The sequence below is a fragment of the Paenibacillus zeisoli genome, from assembly GCF_003994465.1.
Taxonomy (GTDB): domain Bacteria; phylum Bacillota; class Bacilli; order Paenibacillales; family Paenibacillaceae; genus Fontibacillus; species Fontibacillus zeisoli.
In genome coordinates, this window is the sequence record NZ_RZNX01000002.1 from 68,557 (window position 1) to 86,309 (window position 17,753).

Here is a 17,753-nt window from a genome sequence, read left to right on the forward strand (position 1 = left end):
TAACCGAATGTAATGATTATGATGACATAATTATTTTACAGCTCTTAGTCCTTTAACCCAGCCAGCTAGCGGGAACTTTTGGCTTATTTCGGCTTTAAGTGCTACCATTCCTTGCACATCATCAGTTCTCTCATATAAGTTGAAGCATCTTTCATAAGTTGGATAATCATGATTCATATCTAATAATTTTGTATAAAATAACTGGGCATCCTGATAATAGCCTGATCTATAGCAGACATCACCTAACAATTGAATTAATGGAAGATGATTAGGCTGTTCTTCAAAACATTTCACAAGTATATCTATCGCAACTTCATAAAAGCCATATGAAACTAGAATCTCACTTAATTTTAATTTAATTGCGAATTTATTACTTGATAACAGCAGAATTGATACTTTCTCAAAAATTTCGAACTCCTGTAAGACAATTAGATGAGCAATTATTTTTAAAATCACTTCTTCTAAAGCTGATGAGATAACTAATTTGCTTATATCTTCACCTTGTACTATAGATTTAAATAACTTGATCTCTTTATGACTTAAGTTGAGTGCTGGCACCGCCAGATCAAATAGTTCCTGATCTTGCAGAATTAATGCAAGAAGCGCAACATCAATAGCATTCTCTTCTGATACCGTTTCATTTAACCAGCATTGCTTGGATTCCTCATATTTCTTATCATATTGGAGAGCTACGGCCTTTATCTTATTTTCTACATTCACCTTATATTTCGACAAATATTCATTCAATAAAGGGTGCCTCATACCATACATAGCGTCCATTAACCATTTTAATTCTTCAATACTAGTTATGTTATAAATTAAATCGATATTATGGAATGCCTCTTCAAAAGGAATGTTGCTCTTCAAAATAATATCAAAATAGTGGCTTAAACCCGGTGAAAATAGCTTTTTCAGTTGAATTACATTAATAATTTCATCATAACTCTTAGTAAGATCACCCTTTTTATAGTAGAGCAACGATAGATAATAGTGAGCCCCATATCCTCCTGCTCCTTCAGTTACGGCGATCCCTTCATCACCCATCTCAATACACTTACGAAAAGCGCGTTCTGCATCTTTGAAATAACCTGCCTCTAAGTATATCTTACCTTGGGTAAACCGTAGATCTACTGTACTCGGAAACAGTTCCACTGCATCCATTAGTATGTTTAGCCCATCCTCATGTCTTCCCATATAGCTCAATGACGTTGCTAACTTGGTCAGCAGCTCCGGAGAATATGATCTATCCTTGCTGAGTGGGTAGGATCTTTGATAATACTGTACAGCCTTATCGTAATTACCAATGGAGTAATACACATTACCTGTATTAAACAGGTTATAGCCATCGGGATTCTCTTCCACCTCTTTTAGCATAATTGGAAGGTTTCGACTAAGCTTGTCCTTCTCTTGAACGGTCTCGTTAGTATATCCAGTATGAAGAATAATGAATTCCGTCTTTCCAAAGGTGTGTTCTTCATCGTTCTTAATATCCAAATGCTCATGCAGTCGGTTCTTAAATCTTATTTTTTCATTATTTACAAACAGCCGAATAGAGGTATGCGTATGCGCCCATCCATAGGATAATTGGTTTCTAATTTTAACTAAGTAGTATTCTTTATTTGATTCAATAGCTTGCTGTAGATCGGCTTCTTCCTCCAAGTACTCATCTGCATCTAGTACTAAAATATATTCTGAAGTTGCTTGCTCCAGCGAGAAGTTGCGTGCTGCTGAAAAATCATTAATCCAATCAAAGGAAAAGACTTTTGATGTATACTTAGTAGCAATCTCTAGAGTCGAATCTGTTGATCCGGTATCCACAATAATAATTTCGTCCACTTTATTTTTAATACTATTCAAGCATCTATCTAAGACCTTCTCTTCATTTTTTACAATCATACATAAAGAAATTGTTTTTTTCATAAATGAGCTCCTCATCACTTTAAGTAAGAACACTATATATCTAATATCGGCTTGTATGTATGTCATCATTAGTATTAAGCAAGCTCATTCTATGATTAAGATACTAGTAAAAAAAGGAACCCCTGTATAAAACCAGGGATTCCTTTGGACTAAATAATTTGAAATTAACGAAGCAATTGAAGAACGCCTTGTGGCTGTTGGTTCGCTTGAGCCAACATAGCTTGAGCAGCTTGAGCAAGGATGTTGTTCTTAGTTTGGTTCATCATTTCTTTCGCCATATCTACGTCACGAATACGGGATTCAGCTGCAGACAGGTTCTCGGAAGAAGTGTTCAGGTTGTTGATTGTGTGTTCCAGACGGTTCTGGTTAGCACCCAATTTAGCACGTTCGCTGGATACAGTTTCGATTGCAGCATTGATTGTAGAAATTGCAGCATTCGCAGCAGTTTGAGTGGAGATGTCAATACCGCTTGAAGTTGTACCATTAACTGCCAAAGTAGTAGCATCCATAGAACCAATAGACAATGCGATGTTTTGGTCTTTGTTAGCACCAATTTGGAAAGTAACGCCAGAAGCAGAACCGTTAAGCAATTTCTTAGTGTTGAACTCAGTATCAGTAGAGATTCTAGTGATTTCTTTAGCCAGTTCATCCACTTCTTTTTGAAGTGCTCCGCGGTCAGTAGTTGTGTTAGTATCGTTCGCAGATTGAACAGCCAACTCACGCATACGTTGCAGAATGCTGTGTGTTTCGTTCAGTGCGCCCTCAGCTGTTTGAATCAAAGAGATACCATCTTGAGCGTTCTTAGCAGCCATATCCAAACCGCGGATTTGTCCACGCATTTTCTCGGAGATTGCGAGGCCTGCAGCGTCATCACCAGCGCGGTTGATGCGAAGACCGGAAGACAATTTCTCGATGGATTTGTTAGTGTTAGCTGTGTTTACAGCCAGTTGGCGGTGAGTGTTCATTGCTGCGATATTGTGGTTGATAATCATTGTGTATTTCCTCCCTGAAATAAGTTAATGTCCACATCCATGTGGTAACGCTTGTTCGTTAAGGTCGGCCGCCCCTCCGAATCATCGTCTTAATATATATATCGACAGATTCGCCTGTCACTTTATAGCTATTTCTAATTTTTTTTAATTTCTTTCATATGCTTCATCAGAACTCCCAATCCTTCCGGAGCCGGCGCAGCAGACTCAAGATTGGACTCTTTAATAGATAGATAGATTTCCTTACGAAAGATATCAATATCTCCTGGTGCTGAGATGCCTACCCTCACTGTCTCCCCTTCAACAGCTAGTATAGTCACTTCAATTTGATCTTGGATGACAATAGATTCGCCTTTCTTTCTTGAAAGAACCAGCATCTTATTCACCGTCCTTTTGGACTTCTATACTATTATCTTGATTATTCCACAAGCTTTGTCTTGTCTGATAATTTGTTTTATTCAAGACTACCTGCTTACCTCGAAACGTTACCGGGTTCAATACAATAGGAGCAAGAAGATTAATTGTAGATTCCTCCACCGGGTCCTTTAAAGTCACCACACACCGTACAAGAACCTCTTCTTGGATACCCAGTTCTTCTGCTTCCGCGTCTGGCAATTCAAACTCATAGTTAGGATAGAACACAAATGGATCAGCGACTAGAAAGGACACACTTTTGTCCTCAGTTGATTGTAAATAACTAAATGGCCCTTCCTCTCCATGAATCAGAACAAATTTCGTTTCGCCTTCAAATCCGGGTATACCCTTCAAAAAATGATAGATCTGCTCTTCGGAAATATCAATAGATCCCCATGATAATGTCTCAATAATCATCTGCTCATCACTCCTATTTGAAAATAAAAGAAAGCCATAGATGGCATATTGGGCACATCTATAGCTTAGTTTTACTACATCATCTTGTCTAGTTCCGGCGGAATATACTGTACCGAAGGATACTGCTGCATATAGATATCCAGCTTTCCGCGTGTGTATTCTATCTCCGGCTTATGAGTCACTACTTGGATGTCTACATATCCCTTATTGAATGTAATAGATGGCGCAGTCGTTTCAATATTAACATCCACATTGTCCATAGAAGCCGGACCCCTAAACTCGGGAAAGGATATCGGCTTCCAGTCCTCGCCATACACATCCGCAATAGTATTGCCCGGTTTGAAGAACTTGGCCATGCGGTTCCCTTGCTCCACGCGATTAGCGATACCTTGGAGATAGATCTGCTGAAGGCCGGAATAAATCCGCTGGTTCATTTCTAGAAAATTACCACCATTATACGCAGCTTGCGCCCGAGAACTATCCACGGACAACTGCGGTTGATACTGATGTATCTCCCACTTCCCGGGCTGTGTCTGCATATTCAACTCCGCCCTTGGCTGACGAATAGAATAGCTTCCAAGATCAGCATCAATCCCAATCTTACCGGGGGTTTGACGAATTTGCAGAATCTGCATCATTCAAACCACCCTCCTATCTAAGAAAATCCACCAATGAAGGCTGAATAATCTTGGAGCCGGCTGATAAAGATGCATTGTATATATTCTCCTGCACTTTGGACTTCATAATCAACTCTGCATAATCCGCATCTTCCGTTTTTGACTGAAGATCCGTCAGATTGGTATTGAGGTCCCCTAATCTGCTTTGCATCAATTCAATCCGGTTCGTCTTGGCACCGAGTTCAGCACGAGCCGTAAGCACGGTCTCCATCCTGCTATCAATGTTAGCCAACTGGGCACCAATCGCCGTAGAGCTTCCTGCAGTCAAAGCTGCTGATATATTATCCATAATGACGAAGATATTATCTGTATCAGAACCATTACCGAATACATCGGTACCTGTAATATTAATAGGAAGCTGTACACTTTCTCCAACGGAATAATTAATCAAGCCCTTATCGGTTGCAAGTGTGCTCAAGCTGGCTGTATTGGAGGTGCCATCAGCATTTTTCGGAAAATCATAAGGCTTACGATCGAAAGCTTCACCGTTAAAGACATATTTCCCGTTCAACTTACTGTTGGCAATATCGATCAACTGTTCCTTCAGCTGACCCACCTCTTGTTTAATACTATCCAGAGCTGATTGAGGATTGCTCCCCGTAGAAGCCTGTACCGTTAATTCACGCAATCGCTGAATCACACTTCCAGTCTGGTCTAACACGGTGTCATTGAAATCCAGCCATGATAAGGCGCTGTCTACATTCTTGGTGTACTGGTCATTAGAAGCCAGCTCTCCGCGGTAACGTAGAGAGTAAGTGATTCCGACTGGATCGTCGGAAGGCTTGTTCAGCTTGCGGCCTGTAGCCAGCTGGTTCTGCGTATTATTCATAGCCTGAGCATTGCGGTTCAAGTTGAGCATCAGCTGGGAGTTCATCATATTTGAAGTGATTCTTAACATTAGGGCTAACCTCCTTTACCTAATTATCTGCCTACGGTACCCGTTGAGTTAATGAGCTTATCGAGCAATTGGTCAAAAGTCGTCATGAAGCGTGAAGCCGCACTATAAGCGTGCTGGAACTTAATCATGTTGGACATCTCCTCATCCAGGGACACTCCGCTTACGGATTGCCGCTGGCCTTCAACCTGTTGAACCAGGATGCTGGAATTCTCCACCTGACGCTGCGCTTCCTGTGACTGTACACCAAGCTGACCTACCGCTGAGTTATAAAGCCCATCAATTGTTGTTGTGCGTGAACCATCTGCAGCAGTAAAGTTGGTCTGTTTCAAACCCGACATTAAAAGGGCAAGCGTATTGTTACCTTTAATAACTGCTTCGCTGGTGCCGGTTCCCTCCGTACGCATTGAAGTAGCAATCAACTTCTCATCAGCGGCAATTTTGGCATTGAGGCCGATATTCGCAGCCGTAATGTCTCCGCCACCTTTCGCTTCGAAGAACGGAAGGCCCCCATTAGTTGTACCATCCATCGTATAGCCAAGCTGATGCAGGCCGTTCAGACCCTTTACCGTTACTACGGTATCTTGGGTTACGTTCCGGCCAGTTACTCCAGCAACGGTTACGCCTTCAGGAAGCACTGTTCCCTTTGGAAGAGTAATCTGGATGTCTCCATTGGCCAGAGTGTTAGCCAGATTATCGAGCTGTTTCTGATAGTCTTTGACATAATTCTCACGTGATGCGATCATGCCGAATACTTCGCCGCCATTCAAGTTGCCGGAAGCATAAGCGGCTTCGAGGAACGCACCTTTGTCATCCGGACCTGTTCCATCCACGTCCACCTGGACTTCGCTGCCTTCAATCAAGTTCTGCCCGCCCATAGAGATCGTGTAGCCCTGATCCGTCTCCTGAACATTAATGTTGATAATCTGGGACAGCTTATCGGTTAGTAAATCCCGCTGATCCCGAAGGTCATTGGCCTGGTCGCCAAGGCCCTCAATTCGGGTAATAGAATCGTTAAGGTTTGCAATTGAGGTCAGATAGTTCTGAACTTCACTGGCCTTAACCCCCACGTTGGTTGTCAAATCCTGACTTAACTTGGTAAGCTGTCCGCTCATATAATTCATGGCATCCGTTAGCGCCGCTGCATTCTCCTTAACGACTTTGCGTGCAGCAGCGCTTTCCGGGTCTTTACTAAGGTTGGACCACGAGCTCCAGAAATTATTGAGCACTTTGCTGATCCCGGTATCCGAAGGTTCGTTGAATATACCTTCAAGCTTATCCAGCGTATCTGCTTTGATATTCCAGCTGCCGCTTGCGTTGTTCTCGCTGCGATACTGGCTGTCCAGAAATCCTTGTCTAATTCGCTCAATCGCCTGATACTCTACTCCTGTTCCTAACTGTCCTGGAGTATTGGAACGATTAAGCCCATAAGCTTCTATGGAAAGAGAAGGCTTCATCTTCACCGTCTGCCGTGAATAGCCTTCTGTATTAGCATTTGATATGTTATGTCCTGTTGTATTTAATGCCGCAGTCTGGGTGAACAGACTTCGTTTGGCAGTTTCTATTGAATGAAATGTGGATGTCATGACCTTACTTCCTCCTCAAATGAGCCTTAGGCGCGTGTATCAAAAAGTCCGGGGCGGCCTCGGCCGCCGCTCTTATCAGCCGGATGCTGGTATGTCGCTGCCTGCTCAGGTTCACCGACCAGCAGATCAAGTGAATAATCGAGGAAAGTAAGCGACTGCTCAATCAGCTTCTGATTTAAATCATTGAGTTCTTTGAGCCTATGAAGAGTGTCAGAAAGCTGCTTCTGCATATCCAACAATGACTTCTTCTCTTCCGGATCAAATACAAGTCTAGATAACTCGGTAATCGTCAGATTGAGCTGAGACTTAACGCCTCTTTCCTGCAGAAAAGCATAGCATGCTGTCATGCGTGTATCTTCTAATTGCTCTATCTGTTTCACAATACGGGACTCCTGATTCAGAATACCAATCAAGTCTTCCACATTGTTCTTCATAATGGCTGCCCTCTTCTTAACTGCACAATCGAGCATAACCAAGTGAGCTTCATCCAACTTACTAAGTGAATCCACTAATGCCTGTACTGCCATGTTATCCTCCTATACGTGTATGAACTAAAGAAATGAACACACGACTCTTTCGTATTCACTTATGAACCATCAAGACCATGCAGTCTTTAGTTCATTCCGTCTAGCTGCTGTTCTATGACTTGAAGTAGGGTGCCAGCTTGTCAGCAAGCTTGCCTGCGTCGACCTGATAGGTTCCAGCTGCTACTTGGGCCTTTAAATCCTGAATGCGCTGAATACGCGCAGGATCCGAGGTTTTCTCATTTGCCTGAGCCTGCAAAAGCTCCTGTGCTGCGTTTGAAATGGATACTTCATCTTTGCGTTTGGTCTTCTTGTCAGTCAGCTGCCGCTGATTATCTAGTTGGCGTTGATACGAATTTATCGACCCAATTCGTCCGGTCTCGTTAATTTTCATAACCTACACCTTCCTCTCAAAAATAAAAATACCGATAATCTCTACTAAGTTTATCGGCATCAAATGAAACATTTTTTATAGTTCCAGGGAATGAACTTTATCAGGCAAGCGCTATACATAAGGTCACAGCCTACAAAAATAAATTAGTTCAAACCGTACAAAGGAACTCTTATCTAGTCCTTACGAAGCCGATCTAACGTCTTGTATGCCGCACTAGTCCGGTTCTGTTCTGAATCTCTCGCCAGTGCTTCTTCCCTCGCTGCAGCCGTAAGATCACGAGTCAATCGGGTCCGACAGCCGTCACACATATTTCCATCCCGAATTAGAATCCCACACACCTCACAGGGATACATCATATTGGGATTATTCTCAACAGAAATTCTGCCCTCTTTGATAAATTTGGTAATCTGTTTGATGGACACCTCGGTTGCTTCGGAAAGCTCATGAATGGTTGATCCTTTATTCTCGCGCAGATATTTGAAACAACGTTCATATTCTTCTTCAATCGCCTTAATACAGGCGGAGCAAATATTCTTGAAGTTCTTGGCGTACAGCTTCCCACAGCGAGGGCAATTGTCTAGATTCATGGAAATTACCTCTTTCATTTCATTCTACTGTAAAATAACTTGCCTCACAAATTCCAAATAATTGTATCGACTAAGAGGAAAAAAGCAGAAAATCTTTAATCTAAGCTTGTTATTCTACAGATTACCTTAAAGATACAACACCCGTCTATGCTTAATGTAAATTAGGGAGCTCTTTCAACAATAAAAAGGCCCCACCAGCATCTCCAGTAGGGTAAGCATGCTTCTCAAAGTAAACCTTGGGCTACTTCTTTAGCAAAAGTTTCGGATATAACCTATATCGGCACACCCATTCAAAAAAATTAATGTTAATCGCTTTGAATGCGGCCTTATTATTAAAATTAACATGCAATTAGAATGACCAATATTGGCGCTCGAGACAAATTTCAAGACAGTCACTACCACGCTATGGCCTTATGACCTTGCCCACGTCAGACTGTAGACTTCGAGCCGGATCCCCGCCTCTTCTCCTGCAAGTAATAATCCCTCCGTGCAGTACGCAGCCGTACTGCCGGTTGTATATATGTCATCTACCAGCAAGAGACGCAGAGGGGAACGAATTTGTCTATCTGGTCTTCTGTCTCTGTCTCTTCTGGACTCTAGTAACGATACGAGCAGATCTGAGGCCTCTGGCAGAGGCCGGAATACTGCGCGCATATCATTTAGCCTCTGCCTACGATTCTTAAGGCTCATCTTCTCGGTATCTCGTGCCCGCTCGAGCAGGGCGATGAGCGGTACCCTGGCCGCTGCGGCGGCGCCGGAGGCAAGCAGCTCCGCCTGATTGAAGCCGCGTTCTGCCAGCCTCTGGCTGCTTAGCGGCACATAAGCCACGGCGTCGACTCTCCATGGCTTGCCCAGTCTCTGGGCAAATGCCATCTCCGACGCCAGTGTCTTGTAGGCTTGGCCCATCATTCGGGCCAGCAAGGGGGCATAAGCTTCGCGGCCGCGGTATTTATACTGTGCGAGCCACTCACGCATCCTTGAATCATACGCTACCGCGCTGCGATTCAGGATGAAAGGCCTTCTAAACGCGCCAGGACGGGTACAGTCCGGGCAGCCGATATGACGGCCGCACCGTGGACACCGCGGATGACGAATCCAAGGGATCTCCGCTACACATGTCCGGCACACTTCAGGGTAGTGCCGATCCCCAGTCTGCATAGGTCTCCCGCAGGCCAGGCAGATTTGACCCACCGGTGCAAGAAGCTGATGCAGCGGAGACAAGAGGCGGCTGAGATTCATGACAATCCCTCCTTCGCCGTTGCGTGCAGATAATTGCCGCGTCTTGCCAATCTGTTCATCTTCTTGATCTGATGGATAGCCCCGCGCTGGGAGGCCGTCCACTGCGGGGAGGCGAAGATGACATTCCCATTCGGGTCATCTTTGGATCTTCCCGCCCTTCCAGCCATCTGTACAAGCGAGGCTTCATCGAAGAGTCCGCTGTCCGCATCAAGAATAAACACATCACTCCTAGCAACGGTGACACCCCGCTCCAGAATGGTGGTGGTCAGTAGTACACGAATCTGGCCCGAACGGAAAGCAAGGACCTTGTCCGCCCGGTGGATATCCTGGGAAGACGTCCCTTCCACCGGGATTCCGCTGCCCAAGGCTGCCTGAATTATAGCTACCAAGGGTTTGATATGACGAATGCGAGAGACAAAAACAAACACCTGGGCACCACGGGCCACGGACAGCCTGAGTGCTTTAACAAGCTGCAAGGGTAGGTGCCTTCTACTTAAGCATCGCTCAACCGGTTCTGCCTCAACATGCCTTGGAACCGGAAGAGGGTGCCCATGATAACGTGCAGGCACCTTGGCATGCGGCAGCCTACCGGCAGCGGCTGCATGCTGCATCGGCTTCGGTGGGGTTGCAGACAGGAAAATAAAACTTCCATCCCGTTTACAACTGTTCTCTGCAGCATAGGCTAGCATGGAATCGTTATGATAAGGGAAGGCATCCAGCTCATCAATAATGACAAGATCAAATGCTTCATGGTATCGCAGCAGCTGATGCGTCGTAGCAAGAACAAGGCGGCTCTCCTCCCATCTCTGAGTGCTTCCCCCATAGAGCACTGCCACGGGCTCTTCCGGGAAAGCTTGGGCGATCCGCGGTGCCAGTTCCAGCACCACATCACGTCTTGGCGTAGCCACCAATGCTCTCCCGCCCTGATCCAGTACATAGCGCAGCAGTGGAAAGATCATCTCCGTCTTGCCTGCGCCGGTAACGGCCCATAGCAGGAACCGCGGCGGCTTACTGACCGGCAGCCGCTCTCTAGTCTGCGGCTGCTCCTTCGTCTGTTGGCATTCCTTTACCTGCCGCAGTTTCTCCCCATGGTACTGCTCCTTCCTCTGGCGCTGCTCCTTCTCCTGCTGCTGCTCCTTCCCTTGGCGCAGCTCATTCCAGTGACGCAACTTCATCGCCTGGCGGCTGTCCGCAGTTCTCGCATTTGCTGTAATCGGCGACCGCCTGCCTATCATAACTGCAAGAACCTCGCGGACTCGATGGCTTAGTACTGTGACCGCTCTGAGTATGCTTGACCCCGGCGGCGTGCCTGCGCCATGCCGTCGCCCGGCTAAGCGGCCGCCCTCGGCAGGCCGCTCGGCCAAGAACCGCAGCGCGGCTGAAGCCGCCTCGCGCTGCGCAGGGCTCAGCCCCCACCGGTCCAGCTGGGCACCGGTGGGGGCTGCATGGCCGGCCGCGCGGATGCCCGCGGCCGTCTCCGGCGCGCCGCGCAGCAGCAGCGCGCAGGCCCGGCTGCGCCCGAGCGCGAGGCAGGCCTCGCAGTAGGCGCAGGCCTCGCTGCCGCACGAGGCGCAGGGCGCCGCGGCGAGTGCCGCGCTTCCGCAGCGGTGGCAGCGCGGGGGCTGCCCGCGGCGCTGCAGGCTGCGGCTCACGGCCGGTGCGACGCCGGCCGTGAGCGCTATGCCCCCGCGAAGCTGCGCCAGCTGAGCGACTCCCCGCCAGCCGCTTGCGTACTGCGGCAGGCGGCTCTCCAGCAGCTGCTTCAGCTCAGGCACAAGCAGCGAGCGCCCTTGGAGCGCTTGGTTGAACTGCTCGGCAGCTTCCAGCGCATCCCCCCAATCCCTCTCGTCGTTAAAGTTCCCCCTCTGACACAGGCTATTTCCTGCCGGGCTGTGGCCCTGCCCTTTCATCCATAACCAGGTGGGCTGGATCTGGTCTGTCATGTGAGTTCTGCCGCCTTCTCCATCCCTTTCTTTCCTCATACGAAGAACTGTCTTCCCTCTTTCTTCCACCCCCCTCCATTTCGCCTTTGTCTCAATACGTTTAAGACACTCTATCCATTCCGTGGACCCATAGCTGTCCATCTTTGAATTACACTCCATATCATCACGTAAGGATACAGCCCTTCCAAGCGGGAGTTCACGGGCAAGAAGCAGCAGACACTCAGCATCGCTCTCTCTTCTAGATGTCCACCACTTCAGATCAGTCTCGATATCCAGACTTATGCAGCACTCCCACCCTCTCTGTCTACGAACCATATATAGAGCAGCTTTCATCTTCTTCCCCCTCTTCACTAAGTCACATCTATATAAAAAAGCTGGCTAGAAACTCACTTTCTAGATCGGCCCCATGACTTCATAGAACCTCTCAACTGCGGCCAGTGCCCTCTTCAAATTACTTGAGATACAACTTAACGAACGGCCCGTGACGCAGAGTCGGCAGTGCTCAGCCGAATTCCTTACAATCAGAATCTCCCTTTCTCCGCACGCAAAAAAGCACACTCCCGGCCGCAGCCTCATGAGTGTGCTTCACACTGTATTATCATATATGGGAGCCAGCCCTTCATTAGCTCCGCGCTTTTGAAACCGTTTAAACATGTACATATGGAATTTTGGCAGCCTCCATAGGCACTCGAAGATCGATAAGGAGCGCAGTCTCTCCTTCAGCCGCAGCCGCCTGACGCCTCATATCGTCTTCACCTTGCCTTCCGGAAAAACCATACACCGAGAGCTCCAAGTCACCCGAATTCTTGATTAGCTGGGTTATGGCCAAGGTGTCATCTTCCGATCCTTCATCAAATACCGTTATCCGGCAGTCCCTTCCCCTTAAATGGGCATACCAGGAGATTGCCCGAAGATACCACTCCATCTGCTGTTCGTGATTGCGGGTCACAAGAATATAATGCTCCCGATTAGGCGCTCCAGCCCTTCCGCGGACATACATTCTATGCATAAGATGCACCAGCACTGCGGCTAGGCCATAACACAACAGGATCCATACAGGAACCACCCTGCTCACCTCCTTATAGCGACAATATATGCCGCCACAAGGCCGTCGGTTCCACGTCGTGTTGAGCAAATGCCCAGTTCCCCGGACAATCCGGCTATTACCCTCAGTTCCCCTTGAACCGAAGGAGAGGCGTGGGCTGACTTATATAAATTCACAAAAATTTATACCGCGCACTTATCCACTCAGCTTAATCAAGCTCTAAGATGCAGGTATGTATTAGAGGGTTACCCATCCATACTTGATTGCATTGATAACAGCCTGAGTACGGTCATCTACTTCCATCTTCTGCAGAATGCTGCTGACATGGTTCTTAACCGTTTTCTCACTAATGAAGAGGAATTCCCCAATCATCTTATTGCTGCGTCCTTCGGCCATTAATCTAAGCACTTCAGCCTCACGACGAGTCAGCGGATTATCATCGCCAGCCACAAATTTGACGCCGGCTTCACGGATCGCGCCATCCTCAGCAATCGCACCTGTCTCATTCAAATATTCCATCCGGCGAAGCTGGTGAATCAGCTTGCCTGTTACCTTAGGATGAATAAAGGCATGTCCTTCTGCAACGGAACGGATCGCATTAATTAGCGACTCAGCCTCCATGTCCTTCAGAAGATACCCTGTCGCTCCCTTGCGAAGGGTCTCGAATACATAGCTCTCATCATCATGAATGGAGAGAATGATCACTTTAATTTCTGGAAGAGAGGCACGAAGCTTCTCAGTAGCATCCACTCCATTAAGGAGAGGCATATTAATATCCATCAATACGATTTCAGGGTTAAAACGCTGGCAGCAATCCAGTACTTGCGTACCGTCGCTACACTCGCCTACAACCTCAATATCTTCTTCCATATTCAGAATCCGCTTGAGGCCCTCCCGAAACAGTTGGTGATCGTCAGCTAAGAGAACTTTAATTGGTCGTTTGCTAGTATAAATAAGGTTATCCATCCTATTGCTCCTTTCTCTTCTCTACGTTAGTCGGGATATGAATGATGATTTTGGTACCCTGGTTCTCGGCGGATTCAATCTCCATTCTTCCTTCCAGGAGTTCAACACGCTCGCGCATGCCGATCAGCCCGAAATGAGAATGCTCCTTGGTCTTTTGCTCCAGGGATTCCACTCGAAATCCAAGACCATTATCCTGTACCACAATTTTGATCATTTGAGCCTGGTAAGTGATCTCCACCCCAACAAACGTAGGGTAAGCATGCTTTGCCGCATTGGTGAGGGCTTCCTGCACCAACCGGAAAATGGCTGCTTCCATGGCGGAAGACAGGCGCTGCTCTTTCCCTCTGGTCTCGAAAGTTGCACGAATTTTCGATTTTTCTTCATAGTCATGAACATATTTACGGAGAGTCGGAATCAGTCCAAGATCGTCAAGTGCCATAGGCCGGAGATTAAAAATAACTTTGCGCATCTCTTCCAGACTGGCACGAACCTGACCCTTCAAGTCTACTATTTCGTCTTGGACCATCTTAAATTCCTGCTTCACAAGCATCCTTTCCACAATTTCCGTCCTAAGAACTAGATTTGCGAGAAGCTGGGCAGGACCATCATGAATTTCTCTTGAAATCCTTTTTCTTTCTTCCTCTTGAGCCAAAATGATCTTCAAGCCGATGATTTGACGGTTCTTCGCAGATTCAAGTATCCGGGTAACTTGTCCAAGCTCACCGGACAGATACTCCAGAACAACCCCCATTTGGCTGCCGATGGTCTCGGCACGTTCTACCGACTTCTCCACATTCCTTGCCCTCTTCTGTAGCTCGTCCCTCCGAGCTTTCAGGTACATTTCTTTCTCACGATAAATCATTAGATCCAGCTGAAGCTGAGTGGCCACCTCATACGCCTGTTTGATATCCTCTTCCTTGTACCGCACAAAATCCCGGCTGACTTCAGTCAGCCGGATTCGTGAACGGCGATAATTCAGTTCAAGCTGGTCAACCTTCTCCACCGTCTCGGCGGTCTCTTTCATGACCAGCTGCACTTCATTATTAAGCGTCTTCAGCTCCTGACGGGCTGAATCGAGAATCTCGAACATCTGATGCTTGCTGTTCTCCATCACGTTGATAGCGTTCTTTATAACGCGGTCGATCGCGTCGGCTTGAAAATCCACTTGGGCAATTCTCCATTTCTTTCTTCCGGGTATATGTCAAACCTATCATATCATGATTGGAGGGTGATCGACTTCGTTTTCTGTTCCCATTTTACAGCTATCCCTAGCTGTTCGGATACCAAACGTAGTGGGACCAAGGTCCTATTATTAATCAAAATCGGGGAAACGGCAACCTGTTTTCTTTTTCCATTTATAATAATGTCTTTGCTGCCAAGGGTTAAGTCCATCATGGTTCCGCCCCGAAGTACGGTAATTCGCTGACTTGCACCCTCCCAATTGGCCTGTCCTCCAAAGTAATCGAGCACATAGCGAATCGGCACATAGGTGACATCTCCCTTCACGATCGGAGCCACATCCACGGTGATCTTCTTCCCGTCTGCAGAGATGGTCTTCTGCCCTACGGTCATGACCACGGTCGCGCTCTTCATATTAGCACTTCCGCCCAGATCCGGTACAGAGAACTGGATATTGTCAAAAGCCACACTGCCTGTAAGCGCACGTTCGTCCTGACCGTCAGCCAGATTCACCACATACACCCGCTTCAGCTTGGCAGATGAGCCGAGTCCTGATGTGGTGAGGTCAATATTCAGGGTCTTCCAGCCAGTCCAATCAACCTGCCGCGCCAAATCTACATAGACCGATTTACCACCCACTTCGAACTCCGCGCGTGCCCAGTTCAGACTGGAATCTCCAAGCACATCAATGGACATGGAAGTTGGGTTCTCCGGAACACTCTTGCCGGTTGTGCCGTTTAACTGAGCATAAGCGTATTTATTCCCCGTTCCTCCGGTTAGATCATAATCCAGCTGAAGCACCTTGGAGCTTGCATGATCGCCTGTGCCTTGTACCACCTGAGCTTTACCCTTCGCTTCTACCGGAAGTCCTGTGAAGGCGATCGGATAAGACACGTTCTCAAAGTTCTCCCAAGTCTGCTGCCCGGCTTGACTGAGGATGATCACGGTACTAAAGCCATCGTATCTCGCGATGGCATAGCCTCCCTGTGCTCCCGGTTTGATCGATTGCACAGTTAAAGTACCCTCCTTCACGCTACCGCTGAAACCGATAAATTCCCATTTGAGAGCTTCAGCAGGGACTTTTACCGAGCTTCCGTTCTTCAGTTGAGCAGTTACCGAGATGTCAGCCGAAGTTCCTGCCACAAGCGGCAGGGATTGCGTGCTGGCTGTAAGACCGTTCAAGTCAGCTCCACCCAGTACATTCACCTTCATACTGGTCTTGGCTGATCCACTGACTGCCGTAATCTCCGCAATTCCCGGCTTGGCTGCCTTGAAGCTCTGGCCTGTCCAGACCAAGCTGCCGTTGCTTGATTTCCAGCTTGCCTGAATTCCGGATGCATCTACCGGATTGTAATACGTATCATAGCCCTTCAGCTTATAGGACGCTTCCTGACCGATTAGGAGCGAGCTTGCACCGCTCACCTTAAGACCTTTCAAAGTGCCTTGAGGAGCCTCGCTGTATACTCCCAGACCACTCGCCACCAGACGCTGGGTCGTTCCTCCATTCGAAGTGCCGAAGGTCAAACCCACTTCGGTCTCTGCGAGCGGACGGTTGACCATGGTTGTTGAACCTCCACCATCCAGATCAAGCCCCTTCCATACCCCAATGCTGGTCATGAAGCCCTGAAGCTCGCTGAGCTTCATCCCGCTGCTATTCTCGTTCTTCTGTGCCGTAATAATATAGGCGGTATGTCCATCCTTGGAATAGCCTACAGCAGTACGGGCAACCGGGCTGCTGCCGCTGATTGAGGAAGTTGAACGGGTAAAGGCTGCCGCCTTGCCGTTACTCACCAGCAGGGTGTGACCGCCGACCATCATCGCCTGGGCGTTCGGGTCGAGCGTGTTGCCAGTCGTGACGGAGCGCAGCTGATAGTTGGCATCCACTTTCTGCCCCACAGCCAGGTGTGAAGTAATATACGCTGCTGCGGTGCCATGGGCACGCAGGATATAAGCTCCCTCTGGAACCTCACCCGGAATAGCCGCACCCGGCGAGATTTGCTGCACGACATTGTTCTGAACAAGAACCTCGGTTGGCGTGGTTGAACTGTCTTTTGGCCGGTCTGTGGATTTCCAGGCACTTGTATAAATATACAGCGCGTTCACATGGCTGTAGCCTTTATCCGGCTCTGTACGGTAAGCTTCCTTGTTGATCCCGGCCAGCGGGAAGGTTGTTCCATCTTGCGCACGAATGCTTCCGTCAAAGGTATACTCATCTATCGTGGGCGTTCCGCTCTTACTTACCGCAAAAGCATACATCCCCTGTAGTTCAGACGGACTTGTTATCATCGTCCCCTCCGAAATGGATGCGCCCATAGGAACACCTTGGCCGTTCACATTGAAGAAGTCGGCATTGACGCCCGCTACGGCGCCGGTCTCTTTGGCCATACCCTGTACGGATTGACGGGTGGTTACCTGTCCTCCTTTACCGGTCATGACATCCAGCTTGACATAAGGATTGGTCAAATCAACCTGAATTACGTCCGCCAGTACTTTGACGGTAGATCCGGAACGAGTGACGGCATATTGATAATGGGCCAGCTTCGCGCCCGAAGTAATGATCTCTTCCCCCAGCTTCACTACTGGGCTTGATGCCGCATAAGCACTATCAGTTGGAGCCGAAAGCGGTCCCAGACTTAATACAGGCTGAATCCAGATCAGCCCGGCTAAAGTCACTATGGCCAGACGTTTTCCTCTGCTGACGACAAACCCTACACGCTTTTCTTGATTTCTATCCGTCATAATATAAAGATACTCTCCCATCTTCATTACAAAATCTATTCATAGTACTCTCTCATCCTATTAATAGACTATAAAAAAACGGAAAAGTTACGAAATATAGCGAATTTTCTCCAGTTGTATTTTCTTCCATCATTTTGTCATTTTATTGAACTGAAGGGAATCCGTAGCGGGGGATAGTGTTGGGGAGAGGACTGATCATATAGACTATCCCCTTGGGTAAAGATTGGCATCCTACTAGT

General features: G+C 47.6%; 16 protein-coding genes. All 16 read right to left on the reverse strand.

Features of this window, described 5'->3' with window-relative positions; genetic code table 11:
* Nucleotides 1-30 precede the first annotated feature (30 nt).
* The 16 genes from EJP77_RS06355 to EJP77_RS06430 all read right to left on the reverse strand — a co-directional run bounded on the left by EJP77_RS06355 (nucleotide 31) and on the right by EJP77_RS06430 (nucleotide 17,514).
* Nucleotides 31-1,920 (reverse strand): glycosyltransferase, encoded by a 1,890-nt coding sequence (locus EJP77_RS06355; RefSeq protein ID WP_127198387.1) that lies wholly within the window; start codon nucleotides 1,918-1,920, stop codon nucleotides 31-33.
* A 164-nt stretch (nucleotides 1,921-2,084) separates the two neighbouring features.
* Nucleotides 2,085-2,912, reverse strand: coding sequence for a flagellin Hag (hag, locus tag EJP77_RS06360; protein ID WP_127198388.1), 828 nt, complete (start codon nucleotides 2,910-2,912; stop codon nucleotides 2,085-2,087).
* Between the two features lie 134 nt (nucleotides 2,913-3,046).
* Nucleotides 3,047-3,286 carry a carbon storage regulator CsrA gene (gene csrA, locus EJP77_RS06365; protein WP_127198886.1) on the reverse strand — a complete coding sequence of 80 codons (240 nt, stop codon included), beginning with the start codon at nucleotides 3,284-3,286 and terminating at the stop codon, nucleotides 3,047-3,049.
* 1 nt (nucleotide 3,287) lies between these two features.
* Nucleotides 3,288-3,740 carry a flagellar assembly protein FliW gene (gene fliW / locus EJP77_RS06370; RefSeq protein ID WP_127198389.1) on the reverse strand — a complete coding sequence of 151 codons (453 nt, stop codon included), beginning with the start codon at nucleotides 3,738-3,740 and terminating at the stop codon, nucleotides 3,288-3,290.
* A gap of 74 nt (nucleotides 3,741-3,814) precedes the next feature.
* Nucleotides 3,815-4,378: a DUF6470 family protein gene (locus tag EJP77_RS06375; protein ID WP_127198390.1), complete on the reverse strand. Its 564-nt coding sequence runs from the start codon at nucleotides 4,376-4,378 to the stop codon at nucleotides 3,815-3,817.
* 13 nt (nucleotides 4,379-4,391) lie between these two features.
* Nucleotides 4,392-5,315, reverse strand: coding sequence for a flagellar hook-associated protein FlgL (gene flgL, locus EJP77_RS06380; protein ID WP_127198391.1), 924 nt, complete (start codon nucleotides 5,313-5,315; stop codon nucleotides 4,392-4,394).
* Nucleotides 5,316-5,338: 23 nt separating this feature from the next.
* Entirely contained in the window at nucleotides 5,339-6,898 is a 1,560-nt protein-coding gene (gene flgK / locus EJP77_RS06385) for a flagellar hook-associated protein FlgK (protein WP_127198392.1), read from the reverse strand.
* A 26-nt stretch (nucleotides 6,899-6,924) separates the two neighbouring features.
* On the reverse strand, nucleotides 6,925-7,425 hold the full coding sequence (locus EJP77_RS06390; RefSeq protein ID WP_127198393.1) for a flagellar protein FlgN: 501 nt from the start codon (nucleotides 7,423-7,425) through the stop codon (nucleotides 6,925-6,927).
* A gap of 112 nt (nucleotides 7,426-7,537) precedes the next feature.
* Nucleotides 7,538-7,816, reverse strand: coding sequence for a flagellar biosynthesis anti-sigma factor FlgM (flgM, locus tag EJP77_RS06395; RefSeq protein WP_127198394.1), 279 nt, complete (start codon nucleotides 7,814-7,816; stop codon nucleotides 7,538-7,540).
* 173 nt (nucleotides 7,817-7,989) lie between these two features.
* On the reverse strand, nucleotides 7,990-8,403 hold the full coding sequence (locus EJP77_RS06400) for a TIGR03826 family flagellar region protein (RefSeq protein WP_127198395.1): 414 nt from the start codon (nucleotides 8,401-8,403) through the stop codon (nucleotides 7,990-7,992).
* A 411-nt stretch (nucleotides 8,404-8,814) separates the two neighbouring features.
* Entirely contained in the window at nucleotides 8,815-9,642 is an 828-nt protein-coding gene (locus EJP77_RS06405; RefSeq protein WP_127198396.1) for a ComFC family protein, read from the reverse strand.
* The gene (locus EJP77_RS20860; RefSeq protein WP_246021741.1) at nucleotides 9,639-11,918 is read right to left on the reverse strand and encodes a helicase-related protein; all 2,280 of its coding nucleotides are present in this window, start codon (nucleotides 11,916-11,918) and stop codon (nucleotides 9,639-9,641) included. Before EJP77_RS20860 ends, EJP77_RS06405 begins: the two co-directional genes overlap by 4 nt.
* Nucleotides 11,919-12,231: 313 nt before the next feature.
* Nucleotides 12,232-12,651 (reverse strand): hypothetical protein, encoded by a 420-nt coding sequence (locus EJP77_RS06415; protein ID WP_127198397.1) that lies wholly within the window; start codon nucleotides 12,649-12,651, stop codon nucleotides 12,232-12,234.
* 216 nt (nucleotides 12,652-12,867) lie between these two features.
* Nucleotides 12,868-13,596, reverse strand: coding sequence for a response regulator (locus EJP77_RS06420; protein WP_127198398.1), 729 nt, complete (start codon nucleotides 13,594-13,596; stop codon nucleotides 12,868-12,870).
* Nucleotide 13,597: 1 nt separating this feature from the next.
* On the reverse strand, nucleotides 13,598-14,761 hold the full coding sequence (locus EJP77_RS06425) for a sensor histidine kinase (RefSeq protein ID WP_127198399.1): 1,164 nt from the start codon (nucleotides 14,759-14,761) through the stop codon (nucleotides 13,598-13,600).
* A 50-nt stretch (nucleotides 14,762-14,811) separates the two neighbouring features.
* The gene (locus EJP77_RS06430) at nucleotides 14,812-17,514 is read right to left on the reverse strand and encodes a stalk domain-containing protein (RefSeq protein ID WP_246021752.1); all 2,703 of its coding nucleotides are present in this window, start codon (nucleotides 17,512-17,514) and stop codon (nucleotides 14,812-14,814) included.
* Nucleotides 17,515-17,753: the final 239 nt, after the last annotated feature.